The following is an 18,359-nucleotide window of genomic DNA, read 5'->3' on the forward strand; positions in this document are numbered from 1 at the left end:
AAGCGAACTTCTATATCTTAGCATTTCTACTAAGTTTTTGTCAATAACTTTTTTAAAATAAATATTGGAGCGGGTGATGAGAATCGAACTCACGACATCAGTTTGGAAGACTGAGGTTTTACCATTAAACTACACCCGCGATATGGCGCGCCCGGCAGGAGTCGAACCCACAACCTTCTGATCCGTAGTCAGACGCTCTATCCAATTGAGCTACGGGCGCATATTTTAATTTCATAAAAAATTTGGTGCGGCCGAGAGGACTTGAACCTCCACGGTGTTAACCACCACTAGGCCCTCAACCTAGCGCGTCTGCCATTCCGCCACGACCGCAATTCAATTTACGTGACAATACAAAAAAGAAATGGTGTGCCATGAAGGACTCGAACCTTCGACCCTCTGATTAAAAGTCAGATGCTCTACCAACTGAGCTAATAGCACGAAAATGGCTGGGGTACCTGGATTCGAACCAGGGCATGACGGAATCAAAATCCGTTGCCTTACCGCTTGGCTATACCCCAATAAATGGCGGTCCCGACCGGGATCGAACCGGCGATCTCCTGCGTGACAGGCAGGCATGTTAACCGCTACACCACGGGACCAGACAAAAATTATTTATTTCATTATAAAAATAAGTGGTGACCCGTACGGGATTCGAACCCGTGTTACCGCCGTGAAAGGGCGGTGTCTTAACCACTTGACCAACGGGCCAGTATGGCTCCGAAAGCAGGACTCGAACCTGCGACCTGCCGGTTAACAGCCGGATGCTCTACCAACTGAGCTATTTCGGAAAAATACGATCTATTGCGCAACATTATGTCGTCGACTTTTATTAGTATATAGAGCGTAATATGAATCGTCAACACTTTTTTCAGAAAAACGATATTAAAGTTTAAAAACGTGATAACATCAATGTTTTTACTCATTGTATAAATGATAATTGTTCGTTGCATTTTCCACAAACGTACTTTAAGATGACGTTCCTACAAAGAAGGCTCTTCACCATAACTCTGGGTTACTTTGCACGTTTTTTTCGTTTGACTGATTGTTTGACAATGACGAGGTGCACCAACGCCGTTCAGCAGTGATATGAACTACCCCCACTTAAACACTGACGTATTTTAAAGTGGGGGCTTCTTTCATAGTTTATTTTAACGCAAAAAGGAGGTCCGATTTTCAAACGATTCTCTATCGTTTAATTGTTTACCGGTGCGATCATCGTTAATGCGATGCGCCCTTTTTTCACATCGACACTATCGATCCATACTGTGACGATATCTCCTAATGAAATGACATCGAGCGGATGCTTTACATGTCCTTTTTTCAGCTTTGAAATGTGGACAAGCCCATCTTGCTTTACACCAATGTCGACAAAAGCGCCAAAATCTACAACGTTACGCACAGTGCCTTGCAGTTCCATACCAACTTTTAAATCTTCCATCTTAAGTACATCCGTTTTTAGTAGCGGCTGCGGGAACGCATCACGTGGGTCACGAGATGGTTTTTGTAACGTTGTCACGACATCAGCAATCGTCACTTCACCAATTTGTAACTTATCGCTTAGCACCTTTACGTCGAGCGCACCAATTTTCTCTTCCGCTTCAGCTGTACCTAGTTGCTTTTTATCTACTTGTGCATGCTGTAAAATTTGCTCAGCTAACGCGTAGCTTTCTGGATGAATCCCTGTGCTATCGAATGGATTTTTCGCTTCGGGTACGCGCAAGAAGCCAATTGCCTGCTCGTATGTTTTCGCACCGAGACGTGGAATTTTTTTCAGCTGCGCACGCGATGTGAACTTGCCGTTTTCGCTACGAGCAGCGACGATGTTTTCGGCAACTGTTTTCGATAAACCAGACACGTATTGTAACAATGACGCAGATGCCGTGTTAACGTCAACGCCGACTTGGTTTACAGCTGTTTCAACGATGAACGTTAATGACTCTGCTAGCTTCTTTTGTGATACGTCGTGCTGATATTGCCCAACGCCGACTGCTTTTGGCTCGATTTTCACAAGCTCTGATAGCGGATCTTGCAAACGACGGGCAATTGATACGGCGCTACGCTGCTCGACTTGTAAATTAGGAAACTCTGCGCGTGCAACATCTGAGGCTGAATAAACGGATGCGCCTGCCTCGTTAACAATGACGTACGCTACGTTTTTAATATCTCGTAAGCATTCGGCGATAAACTGCTCCGTTTCGCGTGATGCTGTACCGTTACCAATAGCAATAATTTCGATCGGATAGCGCTTTAACGTATGTAATACTGCTTCGACTGCCTCTTGCTGCTTGCCTTTTGATAAATGCGGATAAATAGTCGACACTTCAAGCATTTTTCCTGTTTCGTCAACGACTGCGAGCTTACAGCCAGTGCGGTATGCCGGGTCGACGCCGAGCACCATTTTGCCGCGCATCGGAGGCTGAAGTAGAAGGCTGCGCAAGTTTTCAGCAAAAATGTGAATCGCCTGTGTTTCTGCCTTTTCTGTTAGCTCGTTGCGAATTTCGCGCTCGATTGCTGGCTGAATGAGACGTTTATAGCTATCTTCAATCGCAAGTTGGATTTGCTGTGACGCTTCATTTTGTTCAGTTTTTAACCATTTTCTAACCATTGCATTCGTCGCGAGCTCAATCGGTAGGCGGATTGACACTTTTAAAATATCTTCCTTCTCACCACGGTTAATCGCGAGCGTACGATGTGGCACGATGCGGCTTACAGGTTCTTCGTATTCATAGTACATCTCAAATACTTGCTTTTCATCGAGCTCTTTATTTTTTACTGCCGTTACGATAATGCCTTGCTTGCGCGTTAATGTACGCAGTTGCTCACGAACGGACGGCTCATCAGCAAATCGCTCTGCTAAAATGTCACGTGTGCCTGCCAATGCATCGTCTATTGTTGGCACAAGCTCGTCGTTTACAAATGACTGTGCGAGCTTGTCGACCGAACCATTTGGCAGTTTGCTTAGCACATCAGCAAGTGGCTCAAGTCCTTTTTCCTTCGCAATGGTTGCTTTCGTGCGGCGCTTTTGCTTGTATGGACGATATAAATCCTCAACGCGTTGTAGCACAGTTGCTTGTGTAATTGCTGCTTCAAGCTCTGGTGTTAGCTTTTGTTGCTCACCTACAAGACGCAGCACTTCTGTTTTACGTTGCTCCAGCTGCTTGACATATTCGTAACGATCCTCGATTGCTTTAATTTGTACTTCGTCGAGTGAGCCCGTTGCTTCCTTACGATAACGCGCAATAAATGGTACGGTGTTGCTGTCGTTTAACAGTTCAATTACAGTAGCAACTTGCTTTTCACTACAATCAACTGTTTGTGCAATAAGCTGTACAATTTTTCGTTCTTCCATCCTACTTCATCCTCTCTTCTTTTCTATTAGTTTACCATGAACAAAAAAAGATAAAGCCGTGAACTGCACGACTTTATCTATAAACTGACGCCACTATCACTAGCAGCAATTGCATCTTGTAATTTTTTAATTGCTTTACGCTGAATACGCGATACATGCATTTGTGAAATACCTAGCCGCTCGCCCGCTTCTTTTTGACTCATTTGCTCTAAATATGTAAGTTGAATAATATTTTTTTCTCTTTCTGACAACACATTCATCGCATCTGCTACAATCATGCGGCGATTTGTCATTTCAAAACCGTCGTCTTCTCTGCCGATTACGTCAAATAACGTCACCGTACTACCGTCAGAGTCAGATTCAATTGAATGATCCATCGATAACGCTTGATAGCTGCGTCCCATTTCCATCGCCTCTAGCACTTCCTCGTCTTCCACTTCTAAATGACGAGCAATTTCACTAATCGATGGCGAGCGCTGTAATTCGGTCGTTAATAGCTCTACCGTTGCTTTAATGCGTGGACCGAGTTCCTTAATACGACGTGGCACATGCACATCCCACGTTTTGTCGCGTAAAAAACGCTTAATTTCACCGACGATTGTCGGTACAGCAAACGCCTCGAAGCTTCGACCAAAATCGGGATCAAAGCGACGAATCGCTCCAAGTAACCCTAGCATGCCAACTTGTACAATATCGTCGTAGTATGATTTACCACTTGAATATTTACGTGCAATCGACTCTACTAAATATTTATAATGTACAACTAAATTCGTTTGCGCTATATCACTTTGCGTCGCCTGGTAGTCTGCAATCCATTGCAATACTTCCTCCTTGGAAGAGTTTCTATGTGGTGATTCTTTCGACATTCTCTTCCACCTGCTCTCGCGTGACATACTTTGTCATGAAAACAGTAACTCCGCCCTCGTTGTTCACCTTCACTTCATCCATGAGCGTTTCCATTAAATATAAGCCTAAACCGCCTTCACGCAGAAAATCAATTTCTTCCTCTTCATGATACGGCCCAACTTTTTCTTTAATTTCCTCGAAGCTAAAGCTATTTCCATAATCCGCCACCATAATTTCCATGCGTGATTCATAAAGAGCGCAGCCGATGACAACATCGCCTTCATCCTTTTCATCATATGCATGCTGTACAACATTTGTTACTGCTTCACTTGATGCAATTTTTAAATCTTCAATATCATCATAAGAAAAACCAACACGTGCTGCTAAGCCAGAAATCGCTAAGCGGGCCACACTTACATATTGAGGTTTTGCTGGAATGCGTATTTCAATGTAGTCAAATGCCTTCATTGCTAAGTTCCACCCTCTTCTCATTCTCGATTTCCATTAAGTCACTTAAACCAGTAATTTCAAATAAACGACGTAAACGAGAAGATAGACCAACTAGTTTCACGCTCGCTTGCTCACGCTTTGCACGTTTATAAAAGCCGACGAATACTCCAAGCCCTGTACTGTCCATGTAATTTAATTTTGACAAATCAATTTCAACATATACGCCTTCTGCTAATTCCATGGCCTCTAGCTCTTCTTTTAACTGTGGAGCTGTAAATGTATCTAGCTCTCCCTCGATCATTCCTCGAATCACTTGCTCAGACTCTTGTACTTGAAAAATAATATTCATCGTAATTAGCCACCTCCATATTCAGTACATTATTCCCACTTTTATCTTACTTAAACGTACTAAACTAATTTTTTTTCAAAATGACAAGTGTGAAGTCATCACTTAGCTCAAAGTTTTGCATTTTCTCAAGCTGCTTAAATACTTCATCAACGATTTGCTGCGCACGCTCATGCTTATGTTCAGAAATGATCGATGTAATAATTGCCATCGCGTCCATTTCTAAATTTGTACGAATTTCGGTTACACCATCCGTCATCATAATAACTAAATCATTTTGCTGTAGCTGAACCTCGTGCTGCTCGTAGTTGCCATCTGGTAAAATGCCAAGCAATAACCCTTTCGCCACGAGCTCCTCATACGTTTGAGATGCAGCTTTGTAATGCAACGCCGGCTCATGCCCAGCGGAACCATAAGCGAATGTGGATGTCTCAACATCATAACGGCCGTAAAACATCGACACGAACATGCTGTCGTCTACGCTTTTTTCGACGATTCGGTTAATAACTTCTAACACGCGTTCTGGCTCGCTCTCTGAATAATCTAAGCTGTCCATGCCGTATTTTACCATCGACATGCAAAGCGCAGCTGGAATGCCCTTTCCGACAACGTCCGCTACCGCAATGCCAATATAACGATTTTTGTCGTCAATAAAATGAACATAGTCGCCGCTCATTTTGCGTGCGGGCACAGATATCATGCCAACGTCGACACCGTCAATTTTTGGCACATGCGATTTTAAAATCATATTTTGAATGTTTGTTGCGACTTGTAACTCTAGCTGCATTTCCTCCTGCTGCTGCAATAAGCTTTTATGCTCACTCAACGCTAAGCCATAATGAACCATCACCTCGATCAAAAAATCATACGCATGACGTAAAGATATTGGGAAATCATCAATAATTTCTTCTACTGCCGATTTATGAATGTGAATAACTTCTTCTGGCGCAATATTTTTTTGAAGCAGCTGGCGAATAAAATTTTGACCAATATATAAATTTCGTTCTGTTTGCTCTTCAATGTAATCTGCCAAAATTTTTGTATATTGCTTTTGAAGCTCATTCAAATGAAATATCACCCTTTCTTAAGTATTCAACCACTTTTCTGCACGAATAATTGTGCCTCTTCCAACGACCGAATCAACGTGAATCGTGTCCATTAGCCGCTTTACCCCTGGAAGTCCTGCACCTAAACCTCCTGACGTAGAGTATCCATCCTCCATTACTTGTCGAATATCTTGAATGCCCGGACCTTGATCTTTCGCAACGATAGCAATTCCTTTACGATCTCCGTCTCGTAAGCGCTCAATTTCGATTTCTCCAAGCTTTGCATATAAGTATATATTACGAGCGAGTTCACTTATTGCAGTCGTAATACGCGCTTGGTCTACTGTACCAAATCCTATTTCCTTCGCTTCATTACGCCCAAATTGTCGAACTGCAACAATATCCCACTCAGTAACAATTTCTACTGAGGATTTTTCGCTCATTATTTTCGCCCCATTCTATGTCGTAGTAATAATAAATCGTTCATCATTATAGATGCTGCCAAATAGCATTTTCACTAAAAGATAATACTTAATGATACCATATTTCCCTAATATGCTGTTCAATGTATTCTTTTCACTTGTATTTGTATTCATTGCCACAGTTATATCTATTTGATTAATTCCTATATTTAAGGTTATTTTACTACACTTTGTTAGTGAATGGAATTTAATAGAAAAGGAAATAGTTCTACTCTATTACTTTAACTTGTATTTAAAAACAAGCATGTTGATTAGCCGGCGAACTTACCGGAGCGTGTTGCGGCTCACTTTCCTGCCACTAAAATAAAGCGTTCATTTCCGTTTTGCTACTGAAAACGACCAATTCAGCTGTACAAAAATGGCGTATTAATAAACCTGACTATTTTATAACTGCTTGGAAGTCGTTCGTCACCACAAATTGCGATTGTTGCTTGAAACGACAGGCGGACTCTTGCGGGAACAGCAAATGTTTTAACTGCGTCGAATAATCGCCTTGAGACTACATGCCCGCGGAAAGCCCGTCTCGATATGGAAAGCAACCTCATGTTATGACAAAAAAACGCTATTTCATTTCTCGCCATCATGTATACTGAATTTTGGCGTTTTTAGGCACATCTTAGTTAATGAGATGATTGTAAAAAAAGCACCTGGGAGTGTTTCGTTCCACTGCCGGTGCCTTTATTTACAACATATATGTATTATAGTTTTACTAGCCCTACACTAATCTTTAGTGCTTCATCAACACGCTTCATCATTGTATCGTCTAAATGTGTGATGCGATCTGTTAATCGCGCCTTATCTACTGTACGCAATTGCTCAAGCAAAATTACCGAGTCTCGTTCTAACCCATACTTTTTCGCATCGATTTCGACGTGCGTTGGTAATTTCGCTTTTTGAATTTGCGCTGTGATGGCCGCGATAATAACAGTGGGACTAAAACGATTTCCGATATCATTTTGAATGATTAATACTGGTCTTGTACCACCTTGTTCGGAACCTACTACTGGTGATAAATCCGCAAAGAAAACGTCCCCACGTTTTACGTTATTAGCGTTCAATTTGTCATCCCCCGATTAAGAGACGCTCCACTACATGTTGTGCCTCGTGCTCTGCATAGCTGAACTCCTCTGCGATTTGCAAATTTAACTCGGCCATTTCAACATAGCCTTTCATCATTGCTTCGCGCAGTTCAAGACGTTCATCATCATGCAATTCACGCTCTGCTGGTAAGCCACTTAAGCGATAACGTTTCAAACGATTGTCATATTCCTTCGTTGCTTCTTCTAGTAGCATTTGCGATAAATCATCATATTGCAATTGTTTTGCATACATAAATAGCACCTCCAACAAGCCCATTTCTTAATCACTTCTTTCATTCATCATACCATCATGAAAACTAAATGAAAAGACTCGAATTATATTTTACAGATAATTCATGCAATTAAAGAACGTTCTTAAGAGAGTATTTATTTGTAGAAGCGAGGAATTCTATTCGTGAAATTACACGGTACTTCGTAATTAATCGTCTGTAATCGCGCCGCCCACTCATCAAGTGTTACTGCTTCATTTCCTTGCTTACCAATGAGCTGTACTGGTTCGCCTACTGGATATTTTTTTCGTAATAACACCATGCATTGATCCATGCAAATGCGTCCAACAATTGGCATTCGCTGCCCGTCAATTAATACTTCCTGACCACCTAACTTGCGAATCATTCCATCCGCATAACCAATCGGCAATGTGCCAATCCAACAGCTTTCTTCTGCAACGAATGTCGCGCCGTAGCCTACTGAATCACCTGCTTGAATTTCCTTTACGTGCACGAGCTCTGTTTGTAATGATAATGCCGGCTGTAATGCAAACGGCTCAATCGATGAAACGTAGCTTGAAGGCGTTAAACCGTAAAGTGAAATGCCATAGCGTACTGCATCAAACTGCACCGATTGATCCTTAATAAGTGCTGCCGCTGTGTTGGATGCGTGCACATATGGTGGTCGTGTCGTAAGCGCATTGACAAGTTCTATAAACAATTGCACTTGCTTCGTAAATAATGACGCATTTTCCTCGTCAGCTGTTGCAAAATGTGTGAAAATACCGTCAATCGTCATTGTCGGCTCGTTCACGATTGCTTGCTCAAGCGCCTTTAACTCATCTACCGTTCGAACACCGATGCGTCCCATTCCGCTATCGACTTTAATATGTAGCTTTAATGGCTGCATCATAGTATCGACGTAGCGCGCTGCTTGCTCTACCCACTCAGGAGAAAAAACCGTTAATGTAATGCGTTGCTCCGCTGCGTAAGGCGCAAAATGAACCGGTGTTGCACCTAGCACTAAAATGTCTGTATGCGGATAATGTTTACGTATATGTAATGCTTCATCTGCTGTTGCAACTGCGAGCATCGTCGCACCTGCTTCAAGCGCCGCACCCGCGACTGCTACATCTCCATGACCGTACGCATTTGCTTTTACTACTGCAATAATGCGTGTTGTCGGCTGAATATGCGCCTTTAAGTTACGGACATTTTGACGAATTGCCTCTAAATCAATGATTGCCTTTGTTGGTCGAAAGTACTGTTCTACTGTCATCAATATAACCTCTTTTTCACATACTTAAACGTGTAAGTAGTTTTTAATTTTAACGTTGCACCACCGATTCCTGCACAGCGTTTTCATTATTTTACCTCACTCTACACAATGATGCATTAAAATAACTTGCGCAGCGGCGTACTGCTCACTATGTGTAATCGATACGAAGCCGCTGCTACGCTCACCTTTAAAATAAAGCATCGGTGCCCCTAAATCATCTGGCAACACCTCGATGTCCGTAAATTCGCAGCCCGCGCGAATGCCTGTGCCGTTTGCTTTTGCATATGCTTCCTTTGCCGCAAATCGCCCTGCTAAAAACTCGATTTTGCGATGTGCCGATAACGTATCGTACAGCGCTTGCTCACGCGCCGTTAAAATACGAGCGATAAACTTCGGTGTGCGCGCTGCAATTTTTTCGATGCGGGCAAGCTCAGTAATATCTAAGCCAATTCCTTTAATCATATAGCTCCTCCTTTCCAAGCGCATCTCGAAAACGTTATACTATAAGAAAGAAATCGAGGTGGACATTTTGTTTAATCGTAGAGAAAATTTAAAGCAATATATAAAGCTATATCCTGTCGTTGCAACGCTGCTGTTTTTAAATATTGTCGTGCATGCATTGACGTATGTGCCAAATGTCGGCAACACTATTTTTAACTTCGGTGCCGGCGCAAACTTTTTAATTGCAGACGGTGAATATTGGCGGCTCATTACATCAATTTTTTTACACGGTGGCTTTTTGCACTTATTGTTTAACTGCTTTTCGCTGTACGTATTCGCCCCTGAGATGGAGCGTATTTTAGGTAAAGCGCGCTTCATTACATTGTATGCGATCGCCGGTCTTTTCGGAAACGTCGCAACGTATGTCTTTTTAGATTTACGTACGGTCAGTGTCGGTGCATCTGGTGCAATTTTTGGCGTATTCGGCGCATATGCAGCACTTGTATATTACACGCGTAAAACGATGCCAGCACTTCGCCAAATTATTTTACCGATCATCGTCATTAGTATTGTCATGACATTTTTACAACCAGGCGTAAACGTAGCAGCACATATTGGCGGTATCATTGTCGGCTTCTTGATCGGCTTAGCATACTTGCATCCAAAGCGCATACTCGCATGGCGTCAAAAAAAATAGTAAAAGAGGTGAGCGACATTTTCGCTCACCTCTTTTTTATTGCTCTATTTCATCACGTCGCTCGCGTTCAAACCAGCTCAATAATTCGTCGGCATGTTGCGATTCAATATGCATCGCTGTCGAACTAGAGCCACCAAATCCTGACATGACTGTGACACCGACTGACGCAACGTCGCGACGCTGTTCAAAATAGCTTTGGCGCGCTTCCATCGATTGAATGCGATTTTTGTGCACAATAAATGTCGTTCTACTTAAAAAGCGAGAGCGAATCGTCAGCTGCGAATCATCAATCGCAAACGCCGCGCTACGCCATTGCCAACGACCGAGCAGCATAAATGCCACAATAAGCAAGATCGAAAATAGCCCGTATGGATAAAAGAAATAGCTAAGTGCCGCAATAATTGGCACGACGTACACTAAATCGAAGCGGTAAAAAAATGGAATCGCGCGCTTCGGTGAACTTGTCATCGGCGTGTCGATCGTATACTGCGGCAGCACATGCGCTAGCTTTCCAGCAATTTCGTTACGCTTAATGAGCGGAAATAAATTCATTTTCGATGCAATTTTATTGTCGTCGTCACCGCCTGATGCACTTTCAACTAAAACGGTCGCATAGCCAAACGGTTGACGCAGCGGATTTTCAACGATGCGAATGCCTTGTATGCGTGACAGCGGAATCGTCGTACGCTTTTTTTCGAGCAGCCCGCGCGTAATGATCATTTTGCCATCTTGCTCCACTACTTTGAAATTGTAGTAATTAACGAACGTCATTAACACTGAAATGAGCCACGTAATAATAAACGCCGCCGCAATGACTGACGCAAGGAGCGCAAAGCCGATGCTCACAACGCTCGAAATTTCTTTGTAAATTTTTTCATATGGAATGTACGCGCTCACCTGTGAAAAAATGGCTAAAATACCAGCAAGCACGACACCGACACCACCAGACGTTGATGCAAGTAAAATTAAATCTTTTTTGTCCATCGCATGAATAACATGTTCTCGTACAACAGTTTCTTCTGCTACGATTTCCATCCCTTGCTCATCGACAATGACTGCTTGCAATCGTTTTTTCGCTTCCTTCATTTCACGCTCGATGCGGTTCGCTTGCTCACGCGTAATGGCTGTTAGTGAAATTTCTGCCTCCGTCGAGTTACCTGCCGTTTCAATGTCGACCGCAACAAGCTTAAACATGCGATGAAAAATACCTTCTTTATAGTTTAAGCTTTGAATGCGCTCAAACGGTACGTATCGTTTTTTCTTCACGAACAAGCCATACTCAACGCGCAGCTCGTCGTCTTCAAACCAATACATGTACGTGCGCCACTTCACAACCCCGATATATAACACAAAAATGAGCGCCACCCCTAAAAACAATTTCGGAATTAAGCTCGGCCAAAAATCAGGGTCGTTCGGGTTAATGACGATGCCACCACTCGTAATAATGATGATGATAAACGGCAGTAGCAACTCCTTTAGCCCTTTAAAAAAGTTAATCAGTGCAGATACAGGATGCAGTCGATATTTAAACATCTTCTTCCGCCACCCTTGCTAGCAGCGAAATACGTTGGCGTAGCTCATCTGCTTCCTTTGTAATAAGCGCTGGAATTTCGTGCGTCGTTGCGGCTGTTGAAATCGAAATGTTCGCTAAGTCATAACGCTTTAAAATCGGACCTTGTGCGACGTCAACGTGCTGTACGCGCACCATCGGAATTAACGTACGTTTAATGACGAACAAGCCGTGCTGCACCTCGATTTCTTGCTCACGTACTTCATAGCGCCAACGTTCCCAGCGCAGCTTCGGAAATAAGTAAATGCTAAAAATAGCGGATAACATCGGCAAGCCGAACCAAATAATATGTAACCACGGTGACCAATCAAACATTTTTGTCAAAATTGCCATTACTAAGCCGACTAACAAAAGTATAGCTGTTTGAATCGAGCCGTACACACGCCAAACGGTTAATGCTTTACGTGCGATTTGAAATGCAGGTGGATTTCTCATAAATTCACGTCCTCTCTAAGCTTAGTATACGATGTTTCAGCACGTTTTGTTTCATGATGTACGTTTCAATGAAGTTCAAACTGAATAATCGGCTAAACGCACATTGCGACTCGCTTTCCTAGGGCTCGGCGGCGAACACGATGTTGGTCATGAAGGTGGTGCCATACGGACGTGGCGCTCATCACCTTCCTCAAGCCTTCGCACCGCTCATGCTTCGCGGTTTACGGGGTCTTGAGGCACGAGCTGTTCCCCAAGGAGTCTCACCGCGTGCGTCCGCCATGAACATAGCACTTCATTTCAGAAAATTGTTCAAAAAAGATTCAATGGAATAACGTTAACTAGCGTGACACAAAAATCTCATACTACGCTCACGTAAAGCCTACCTCACACATCCATCATAGAGCATAAAAAAAGGGCTGTGCGAAAGCCATTTGACTTTCACACAACCCTTGATATTGAAAATTATTCGCTACGCTCGCGACGACGACGGCCTGCGCCACCATCGTTACGACGATCTCCGCGTGGTGCTGAGCTTGAAGGTGCACCTGCACGGTCGTTACGGCGTTCTCCACCGCGACCTGCACCGCCGCCATCACGACGACGATCTCCGCTGCGACCTGCTGGACGACGATCGCCACCGCGACCACCTGATGAACGGCCACCGTTACCACCACGACCTCCGCCACCTTGACGATCACGACGCATTGGTAATGGACGCTCTTCTGTAATTGATACAGCTGTTGCATCTGGCTCGTTTGTTACTAGTTTTAACGCTGCAGCTACTAATGCAACTGGATCGTTGTCTGCTAATAATTGCTCAGCAAGTACTTTGTAGCTAGATAAATCTGCTTCGTGTACGTGCGATAATAATGTGTCCATTGCTTCTTGTTGTTTACCAACAAGCGCTTCTTCTTTTGAAGGTGGACGTAAAGGTGTCATACGTTTTTTCGTTGTTTCTTCAACGATGCGTAAGTAACCCATTTCACGTGGTGTTACGAATGTTACAGCTAAACCTGATTTACCAGCACGGCCAGTACGTCCAATACGGTGAACGTATGATTCTGGATCTTGTGGAATATCGAAGTTGTATACGTGTGTTACACCAGAAATATCTAAACCACGAGCTGCTACGTCTGTCGCAACAAGAATTTGGATTTTGTTTTCTTTGAACTGACGTAATACTGACATACGTTTCGCTTGAGAAAGGTCTCCGTGAATACCTTCTGCAGAGTGACCACGTTGCGTTAATGCTTGAGATAACTCGTCAACACGGCGTTTTGTACGACCGAAAATGATAGCTAACTCTGGCTTTTGAACGTCGATTAAGTTTGATAAAATATCAAATTTCTCACGCTCAGTTGATTTTACGAAGAACTGCTCAATGTTTTCCATTGTTAATTCTTTCGCTTGAATTTTTACGATTTCAGGATTTTTCATGAATGTCTCTGCAATTTTACGGATTGCTGGAGGCATTGTCGCTGAAAATAGTAATGTTTGGCGCTCTTCTGGAACGTTTTCTAAGATGGCATTAATGTCATCAATGAAGCCCATGTTTAACATTTCGTCCGCTTCGTCTAATACAAGCGTTTGTACATCTTCTAATTTTAACGTACGACGGTTAATATGATCTTGAATACGACCTGGAGTACCTACGATGATTTGAGGTTTATTTTTTAATGCGCGGATTTGACGACCAATTTCTTGACCACCGTACACTGATAATAATTTCACACGTTTATCGTAACCAATTTTGTATAGCTCCTCTGAAACTTGGATTGCTAATTCACGAGTTGGTGCGATTACTAATGCTTGGACATTAGGGTTTTTCGGGTCAATTTTTTCGATTAATGGAATACCGAACGCTGCAGTTTTACCTGTACCTGTTTGCGCTTGACCTAATACGTCACGGCCTGCCATTGCGAATTGAATTGTACCTTCTTGGATTGGTGTTGCTTCCTCGAATCCCATACGCTTTACTGAGCGGATTGTAGATTCACTAATGTTTAATTCTGAAAAATTTGTCAAACTTCTCAATCTCCTTTTTTCCTTTAAGTTGACAAATGGTTACATTTTCAGATGAATTGTCGGCAAACTTCGAGCCTGTATGTGGAACGTTTCCGTTACGTAAAAATTCTCTGTCTAAAAAACGCAGAGCCGTCTTATATGAAAGGGAAAGCCCGGTCTTTGCCGGACGGTTTAATTCTTACTTACTTAAGTTTCGTTACTAAAATAAGCATGAAACCGTATGTTCAAAAAAAAGCACCCTTCAATCAAAATGAACTGAAGAGTCTTCGCACAAAATGTATCCATTGCTTTTATTAGAATAGCACGCTTTAGAATACGTTGCAACGATAATGATTCGTTCTAGCCGCTTTCTTAATGTTCAGATATATCCAACTATTGTAAAAAACGATACACCTCATGGAACCATGCCTCACAATCGGAGCTGTAACAAATGTGATGCTTTCCTTTTTCCGAAACGTATAACCGCTTCTCACTGCACTGTAACGTTTCGTACAATAACATCGCCGTCTTTTTCGGCACGATGCCATCAAGTGCCCCTTGTACGATGAATGTCGGCGTCGTCACCGTCCGATAAAATGGCTTTACGACTGCGACGAGCTTCATAAATTCAAACGTCGAGCGAATCGGCACGTCGCGTAGCTTTGAGGCGTAGCGAATAAATACTTCATTTTCTTTTAGCGTGCGTCGGTAAAAATGGCCAGCTAAGTCGCGCAAATCCGCTACGAGCTGCACAGGGCTAACGTATTTTAACGCCGCACTTAGTAGCACGAGCTTTTCAATACGGTAGCGTTTTGCTAAATAAAGCGCAATGAGCCCACCCATTGAAAAGCCGACGACGATAATGCGATCGACACGCTTTGCTAAGTCGCGATACGCAAGCTCGGCCGTCATAAGCCATTCTTTATGCGTATGTCCGCGCATCGACAGCTTCTCGCCGTGTCCTGGCAATGTCGGTGTAACGATTTCCCAGTCGGTATGTTGCTCCAAGTAGTTTGCAAATGGTGCGACTTCGTACGGACCGCCGCTAAAGCCATGTATGCATAGTACGCCTGTCTTCATCCACATTTTCTCCCTTCTCATCTTCAATGTTGCTCTCCACGCCGAGGCACGCTTTCTGCAAACATTCCCCTCTCGTTACGAGCAATTTAAACAAACCGATGTAACATATACCGTGCCATCTACAGAAGGTGTTCACTACGTTCATACGACATGTTTCACGTCAGCTATTAATATATATAGACTTTTCATCACAACACTAAGTTCCATATACTTATCACCCGTGTTGATTAGCACATTCAACTGGCAGTTCGCGTATTGCGGCTCGCTTTCCTGGGGCTCGGCTCAAGCCTCCGCACCGCTCCTACGTCGCGGCTTACGGGGTCTTGAGGCACGAGCTTTTCCCCAAGGAGTCTCGCCGCACGCTCCCATGCCACTACAATGCTGCATTCATGTCAGTTTTGCTACTGAAAACAACAGATTCAGCTTTATAAAAATGGCTAATCAACAGACCTGTATACTTATAGAAAAAAGCTGTGCGAAAGCCTCGTTTGACTTTCAGCACAGCTGTTATTGTTATTTATTGAAACGCTTCAATGACGCGCTCTAGCTTCATACCGCGGCTTGCTTTTACAAGAACGACGCTATTTTTTCCTGCTTGCTCACGAATGCGCTCGATCATTGGTGCGACGTCCTCGCTATGCAACACGCGCTCACCAAGTGTCGGCAATAATGCATCATACAATGCTTTCATCCGTGGACCGTATAAGCATACACCTGCTACTTTGTCCGCTTCGATGCTTTCGGCAATCGATGCGTGGAATGTTAGCTCATCGTCGCCAAGTTCGAGCATATCGCCAAGCACGAGCCATTTTTCATCGCGCAGCGTCGTCGTTTTCATAAAGTCAATCGCTGCCTTCATCGATGTCGGTGCGGCATTGTACGCATCGTTAATGAACAACGTATGCGCCGTATCGATTAGCTGCATGCGCATATCCGTTAGCACGACTTGCGCAAGACTCGCACGAATTTGTTCATCTGTTAAACGTAAATGATTCGCAATGAGCATTGTGCTAAGCGTATTTTTCACTTGATGCTTACCGAGCACTGAGATGAAATACTCACCGTTTACGACACCGCTCGCCTCAAACTGACTGCCGTTATCGACTGTCGTAATGTTCGATGCTGTTTGAGCATGAGCGCCGTCAAAGCCAAAGCTTACGTATTCGATGTCGTCGCGGCTTGCACTTGCTACAAGCTCGGCAAGAAGTGGCTCGTCACCGTCGTAAAACAGCTTGCCACCAGGAAGGAGCCCATCGACAATTTCAAACTTCGCCTTTGCGATGCCTGCGCGTGAACCTAAATCTTGCATATGCGCCTCACCAATGTTTGTAATGACTGCTAAATGCGGGCGTGCAAGCTTCGTTAAAAATTCAATTTCGCCAAAGCCGCTCATGCCCATTTCGAGCACCGCAATTTCTGTATCTTCATCAAGACGTAAAATCGTAATCGGTAAGCCTAGCTGATTATTAAAGTTACCGATCGTTTTTTGTACTTTATAAAACGGTGCAAGTGCGCCCGCTAAAATGTCCTTTGATGACGTTTTGCCGTTTGAGCCGGTAATGCCGATAAACGTTGCGTTATGCTCGGCACGGTATGCACGCGCCATTTGTTGCAGCGCTTCTTCTGCATCGTCGACGAAAATTAACGGTACGTTTGCTGGTGGGTTCGGCTCATCTTTTAACCAAAGTGACGCCACTGCCCCTTGCTCGAACGCTTTTTCAACGAAGCGGTGACCGTTCGTTTGCTCACCACGAAATGGAATGAATAAATCGCCTTGCTCAATCGTTCGTGTATCGATCGACACGCCTGTTACTACGACGTCACCGAACGATTGATTTTCAATGTTTAGCCATGCTGCTAATTGCTGAACTGTCTTTTTCACGAGTAAACCCTCACTTAGTTTTGCGTATATTGCAGTTGTTGTTTTTCTGTATGACGCTCAATCGCTAGCTCAATTAAACGGTCAATTAACGCTGTGTACGATACACCCGATTGTTGCCACATTAACGGGAACATGCTAAACGGCGTGAAGCCTGGCATCGTGTTCACTTCGTTAATGAAAATGTCATTGTTTGCTGTTACGAAAAAGTCTGCACGTACAAGCCCTGAGCAATCGAGCACTTTAAACGCTTTAATCGCCATTTCCTCAAGCTGTGCGTACATATCAGCGTCAATGTTCGCTGGAATTTGCAGCACCGTGTTGCCATCTTTATATTTTGAATCGTAATCGTAAAAGTCTGTTACTGGAATGATTTCACCGGCAACCGATACTTTCGGGTCGTTATAGCCGAGCACACCTGTTTCGATTTCACGTGCAACGACACCTTGTTCTACGACAATTTTACGGTCGAATTGTAACGCGTAATTTACCGCTTCAGTAAGCTCTTGTACGTTTGATGCTTTGCTAATGCCGACGCTTGAACCTAAGTTTGCTGGTTTAACGAACATCGGCCAACCGAGCTTTTGTTCACACGCTTCCACGATTTGTCCTTCGTTGCGCTCCCAATCGGCACGTAAAAAGTTTTCATATGGCACTTGTGGCAGTCCGGCAATTTCAAATAGTTGCTTCATGACAACTTTATCCATACCTGCTGAAGAAGCAAGCACACCGTTACCTACGTACGGAATGTTTAACACTTCTAATAAGCCTTGTACTGTACCGTCTTCACCGTTCGTTCCGTGAAGAAGCGGCATGACAACATCATATTTCACATCGCCCGTTAAGAAAGAAGAAATATCATTTGGTTTTTCTTCTCCGTCAAATTGTAGCTGTTCAATTGATGCTACTGGTGCTGTTAAAATATCGCCTTTACGCCATTGTCCTTGTGACGTAATAAAAATCGGATGCACTTCATAGCGATCAAAGTCTAACGCTCCAATCACTGCACGTGCTGTTGATAATGATACTTCGTGCTCGGCAGACTTACCGCCATATAATAGCCCGACAATTGTTTTCATGAAAAGACCTCCAAAAATTAAGTACCTTTAGTTTATCACTAATCGCTCTATTGTATCGAAAAAATTC

17 protein-coding genes and 8 tRNA genes are annotated in these 18,359 nt (G+C 43.5%); 1 reads left to right on the forward strand and 24 read right to left on the reverse strand.

Annotated elements, in window-relative coordinates:
• Positions 1–65: 65 nt before the first annotated feature.
• The 18 genes from A6K76_RS00560 to acpS all read right to left on the reverse strand — a co-directional run bounded on the left by A6K76_RS00560 (position 66) and on the right by acpS (position 9,569).
• Positions 66–139 (reverse strand) — tRNA-Gly (locus A6K76_RS00560).
• A 4-nt stretch (positions 140–143) separates the two neighbouring features.
• Positions 144–220: transfer RNA gene (locus tag A6K76_RS00565), tRNA-Arg, on the reverse strand.
• Positions 221–243: 23 nt separating this feature from the next.
• Positions 244–330, reverse strand: a tRNA-Leu gene (locus tag A6K76_RS00570).
• Between the two features lie 32 nt (positions 331–362).
• Positions 363–438, reverse strand: a tRNA-Lys gene (locus A6K76_RS00575).
• Positions 439–443: 5 nt separating this feature from the next.
• A tRNA-Gln gene (locus A6K76_RS00580) sits at positions 444–518 on the reverse strand.
• Between the two features lie 5 nt (positions 519–523).
• A tRNA-Asp gene (locus tag A6K76_RS00585) sits at positions 524–599 on the reverse strand.
• Between the two features lie 34 nt (positions 600–633).
• Positions 634–708 (reverse strand) — tRNA-Glu (locus A6K76_RS00590).
• Positions 709–712: 4 nt separating this feature from the next.
• A tRNA-Asn gene (locus A6K76_RS00595) sits at positions 713–788 on the reverse strand.
• A gap of 404 nt (positions 789–1,192) precedes the next feature.
• Positions 1,193–3,349, reverse strand: coding sequence for a Tex family protein (locus A6K76_RS00600; RefSeq protein WP_066461092.1), 2,157 nt, complete (start codon positions 3,347–3,349; stop codon positions 1,193–1,195).
• A 77-nt stretch (positions 3,350–3,426) separates the two neighbouring features.
• The gene (gene sigB, locus A6K76_RS00605; RefSeq protein WP_066461093.1) at positions 3,427–4,215 is read right to left on the reverse strand and encodes an RNA polymerase sigma factor SigB; all 789 of its coding nucleotides are present in this window, start codon (positions 4,213–4,215) and stop codon (positions 3,427–3,429) included.
• Positions 4,193–4,663 carry an anti-sigma B factor RsbW gene (rsbW, locus tag A6K76_RS00610; RefSeq protein WP_066461095.1) on the reverse strand — a complete coding sequence of 157 codons (471 nt, stop codon included), beginning with the start codon at positions 4,661–4,663 and terminating at the stop codon, positions 4,193–4,195. Before rsbW ends, sigB begins: the two co-directional genes overlap by 23 nt.
• On the reverse strand, positions 4,650–4,994 hold the full coding sequence (locus A6K76_RS00615) for an STAS domain-containing protein (protein ID WP_066461097.1): 345 nt from the start codon (positions 4,992–4,994) through the stop codon (positions 4,650–4,652). Before A6K76_RS00615 ends, rsbW begins: the two co-directional genes overlap by 14 nt.
• A 64-nt stretch (positions 4,995–5,058) precedes the next feature.
• Positions 5,059–6,057, reverse strand: a complete 999-nt coding sequence (locus tag A6K76_RS00620) for a PP2C family protein-serine/threonine phosphatase (protein ID WP_066461098.1) — start codon at positions 6,055–6,057, stop codon at positions 5,059–5,061.
• Positions 6,058–6,075: 18 nt separating this feature from the next.
• On the reverse strand, positions 6,076–6,480 hold the full coding sequence (locus A6K76_RS00625) for an anti-sigma regulatory factor (RefSeq protein WP_066461099.1): 405 nt from the start codon (positions 6,478–6,480) through the stop codon (positions 6,076–6,078).
• A 737-nt stretch (positions 6,481–7,217) separates the two neighbouring features.
• Positions 7,218–7,577, reverse strand: a complete 360-nt coding sequence (locus A6K76_RS00630) for a type II toxin-antitoxin system PemK/MazF family toxin (RefSeq protein ID WP_066461100.1) — start codon at positions 7,575–7,577, stop codon at positions 7,218–7,220.
• 4 nt (positions 7,578–7,581) lie between these two features.
• Positions 7,582–7,851, reverse strand: a complete 270-nt coding sequence (locus tag A6K76_RS00635; RefSeq protein ID WP_083995159.1) for a hypothetical protein — start codon at positions 7,849–7,851, stop codon at positions 7,582–7,584.
• Positions 7,852–7,985: 134 nt separating this feature from the next.
• Positions 7,986–9,107, reverse strand: coding sequence for an alanine racemase (gene alr, locus A6K76_RS00640; RefSeq protein ID WP_066461105.1), 1,122 nt, complete (start codon positions 9,105–9,107; stop codon positions 7,986–7,988).
• A 96-nt stretch (positions 9,108–9,203) separates the two neighbouring features.
• Positions 9,204–9,569 carry a holo-ACP synthase gene (acpS, locus tag A6K76_RS00645; protein ID WP_066461106.1) on the reverse strand — a complete coding sequence of 122 codons (366 nt, stop codon included), beginning with the start codon at positions 9,567–9,569 and terminating at the stop codon, positions 9,204–9,206.
• A gap of 67 nt (positions 9,570–9,636) precedes the next feature.
• On the opposite strand from acpS, the gene A6K76_RS00650 reads away from it, so the two are divergent.
• Positions 9,637–10,245, forward strand: coding sequence for a rhomboid family intramembrane serine protease (locus A6K76_RS00650; protein ID WP_066461107.1), 609 nt, complete (start codon positions 9,637–9,639; stop codon positions 10,243–10,245).
• 36 nt (positions 10,246–10,281) lie between these two features.
• On the opposite strand, the gene A6K76_RS00655 is transcribed toward A6K76_RS00650, so the two are convergent.
• The 6 genes from A6K76_RS00655 to A6K76_RS00680 all read right to left on the reverse strand — a co-directional run bounded on the left by A6K76_RS00655 (position 10,282) and on the right by A6K76_RS00680 (position 18,292).
• Positions 10,282–11,778 carry a PH domain-containing protein gene (locus A6K76_RS00655; protein WP_066461108.1) on the reverse strand — a complete coding sequence of 499 codons (1,497 nt, stop codon included), beginning with the start codon at positions 11,776–11,778 and terminating at the stop codon, positions 10,282–10,284.
• Positions 11,771–12,250: a PH domain-containing protein gene (locus A6K76_RS00660; protein ID WP_066461109.1), complete on the reverse strand. Its 480-nt coding sequence runs from the start codon at positions 12,248–12,250 to the stop codon at positions 11,771–11,773. The genes A6K76_RS00655 and A6K76_RS00660 overlap by 8 nt, the downstream gene beginning before the upstream one ends.
• Before the next feature lie 462 nt (positions 12,251–12,712).
• Positions 12,713–14,275, reverse strand: coding sequence for a degradosome RNA helicase CshA (cshA, locus tag A6K76_RS00665; RefSeq protein ID WP_066461110.1), 1,563 nt, complete (start codon positions 14,273–14,275; stop codon positions 12,713–12,715).
• Positions 14,276–14,647: 372 nt separating this feature from the next.
• On the reverse strand, positions 14,648–15,334 hold the full coding sequence (locus A6K76_RS00670) for an alpha/beta hydrolase (RefSeq protein WP_066461112.1): 687 nt from the start codon (positions 15,332–15,334) through the stop codon (positions 14,648–14,650).
• A 517-nt stretch (positions 15,335–15,851) separates the two neighbouring features.
• Entirely contained in the window at positions 15,852–17,216 is a 1,365-nt protein-coding gene (locus A6K76_RS00675) for a UDP-N-acetylmuramoyl-tripeptide--D-alanyl-D-alanine ligase (RefSeq protein ID WP_066461113.1), read from the reverse strand.
• 14 nt (positions 17,217–17,230) lie between these two features.
• Positions 17,231–18,292, reverse strand: a complete 1,062-nt coding sequence (locus tag A6K76_RS00680; RefSeq protein WP_066461114.1) for a D-alanine--D-alanine ligase — start codon at positions 18,290–18,292, stop codon at positions 17,231–17,233.
• Positions 18,293–18,359 lie beyond the last annotated feature (67 nt).

The sequence above is a fragment of the Caryophanon latum genome (assembly GCF_001700325.1).
GTDB lineage: Bacteria > Bacillota > Bacilli > Bacillales_A > Planococcaceae > Caryophanon > Caryophanon latum.

What these genes read in the sequence shown, in the direction of transcription:
- A6K76_RS00680 (WP_066461114.1), bottom strand. Translation starts at nt 18,292, where the DNA reads ATGAAAACAATTGTCGGGCTATTATATGGCGGTAAGTCTGCCGAGCAC.
- A6K76_RS00660 (WP_066461109.1), bottom strand. Translation starts at nt 12,250, where the DNA reads ATGAGAAATCCACCTGCATTTCAAATCGCACGTAAAGCATTAACCGTT.
- A6K76_RS00600 (WP_066461092.1), bottom strand. Translation starts at nt 3,349, where the DNA reads ATGGAAGAACGAAAAATTGTACAGCTTATTGCACAAACAGTTGATTGT.
- sigB (WP_066461093.1), bottom strand. Translation starts at nt 4,215, where the DNA reads ATGTCGAAAGAATCACCACATAGAAACTCTTCCAAGGAGGAAGTATTG.
- alr (WP_066461105.1), bottom strand. Translation starts at nt 9,107, where the DNA reads ATGACAGTAGAACAGTACTTTCGACCAACAAAGGCAATCATTGATTTA.
- acpS (WP_066461106.1), bottom strand. Translation starts at nt 9,569, where the DNA reads ATGATTAAAGGAATTGGCTTAGATATTACTGAGCTTGCCCGCATCGAA.
- A6K76_RS00670 (WP_066461112.1), bottom strand. Translation starts at nt 15,334, where the DNA reads ATGAAGACAGGCGTACTATGCATACATGGCTTTAGCGGCGGTCCGTAC.
- rsbW (WP_066461095.1), bottom strand. Translation starts at nt 4,663, where the DNA reads ATGAAGGCATTTGACTACATTGAAATACGCATTCCAGCAAAACCTCAA.
- A6K76_RS00635 (WP_083995159.1), bottom strand. Translation starts at nt 7,851, where the DNA reads ATGTATGCAAAACAATTGCAATATGATGATTTATCGCAAATGCTACTA.
- A6K76_RS00615 (WP_066461097.1), bottom strand. Translation starts at nt 4,994, where the DNA reads ATGAATATTATTTTTCAAGTACAAGAGTCTGAGCAAGTGATTCGAGGA.
- A6K76_RS00655 (WP_066461108.1), bottom strand. Translation starts at nt 11,778, where the DNA reads ATGTTTAAATATCGACTGCATCCTGTATCTGCACTGATTAACTTTTTT.
- A6K76_RS00625 (WP_066461099.1), bottom strand. Translation starts at nt 6,480, where the DNA reads ATGAGCGAAAAATCCTCAGTAGAAATTGTTACTGAGTGGGATATTGTT.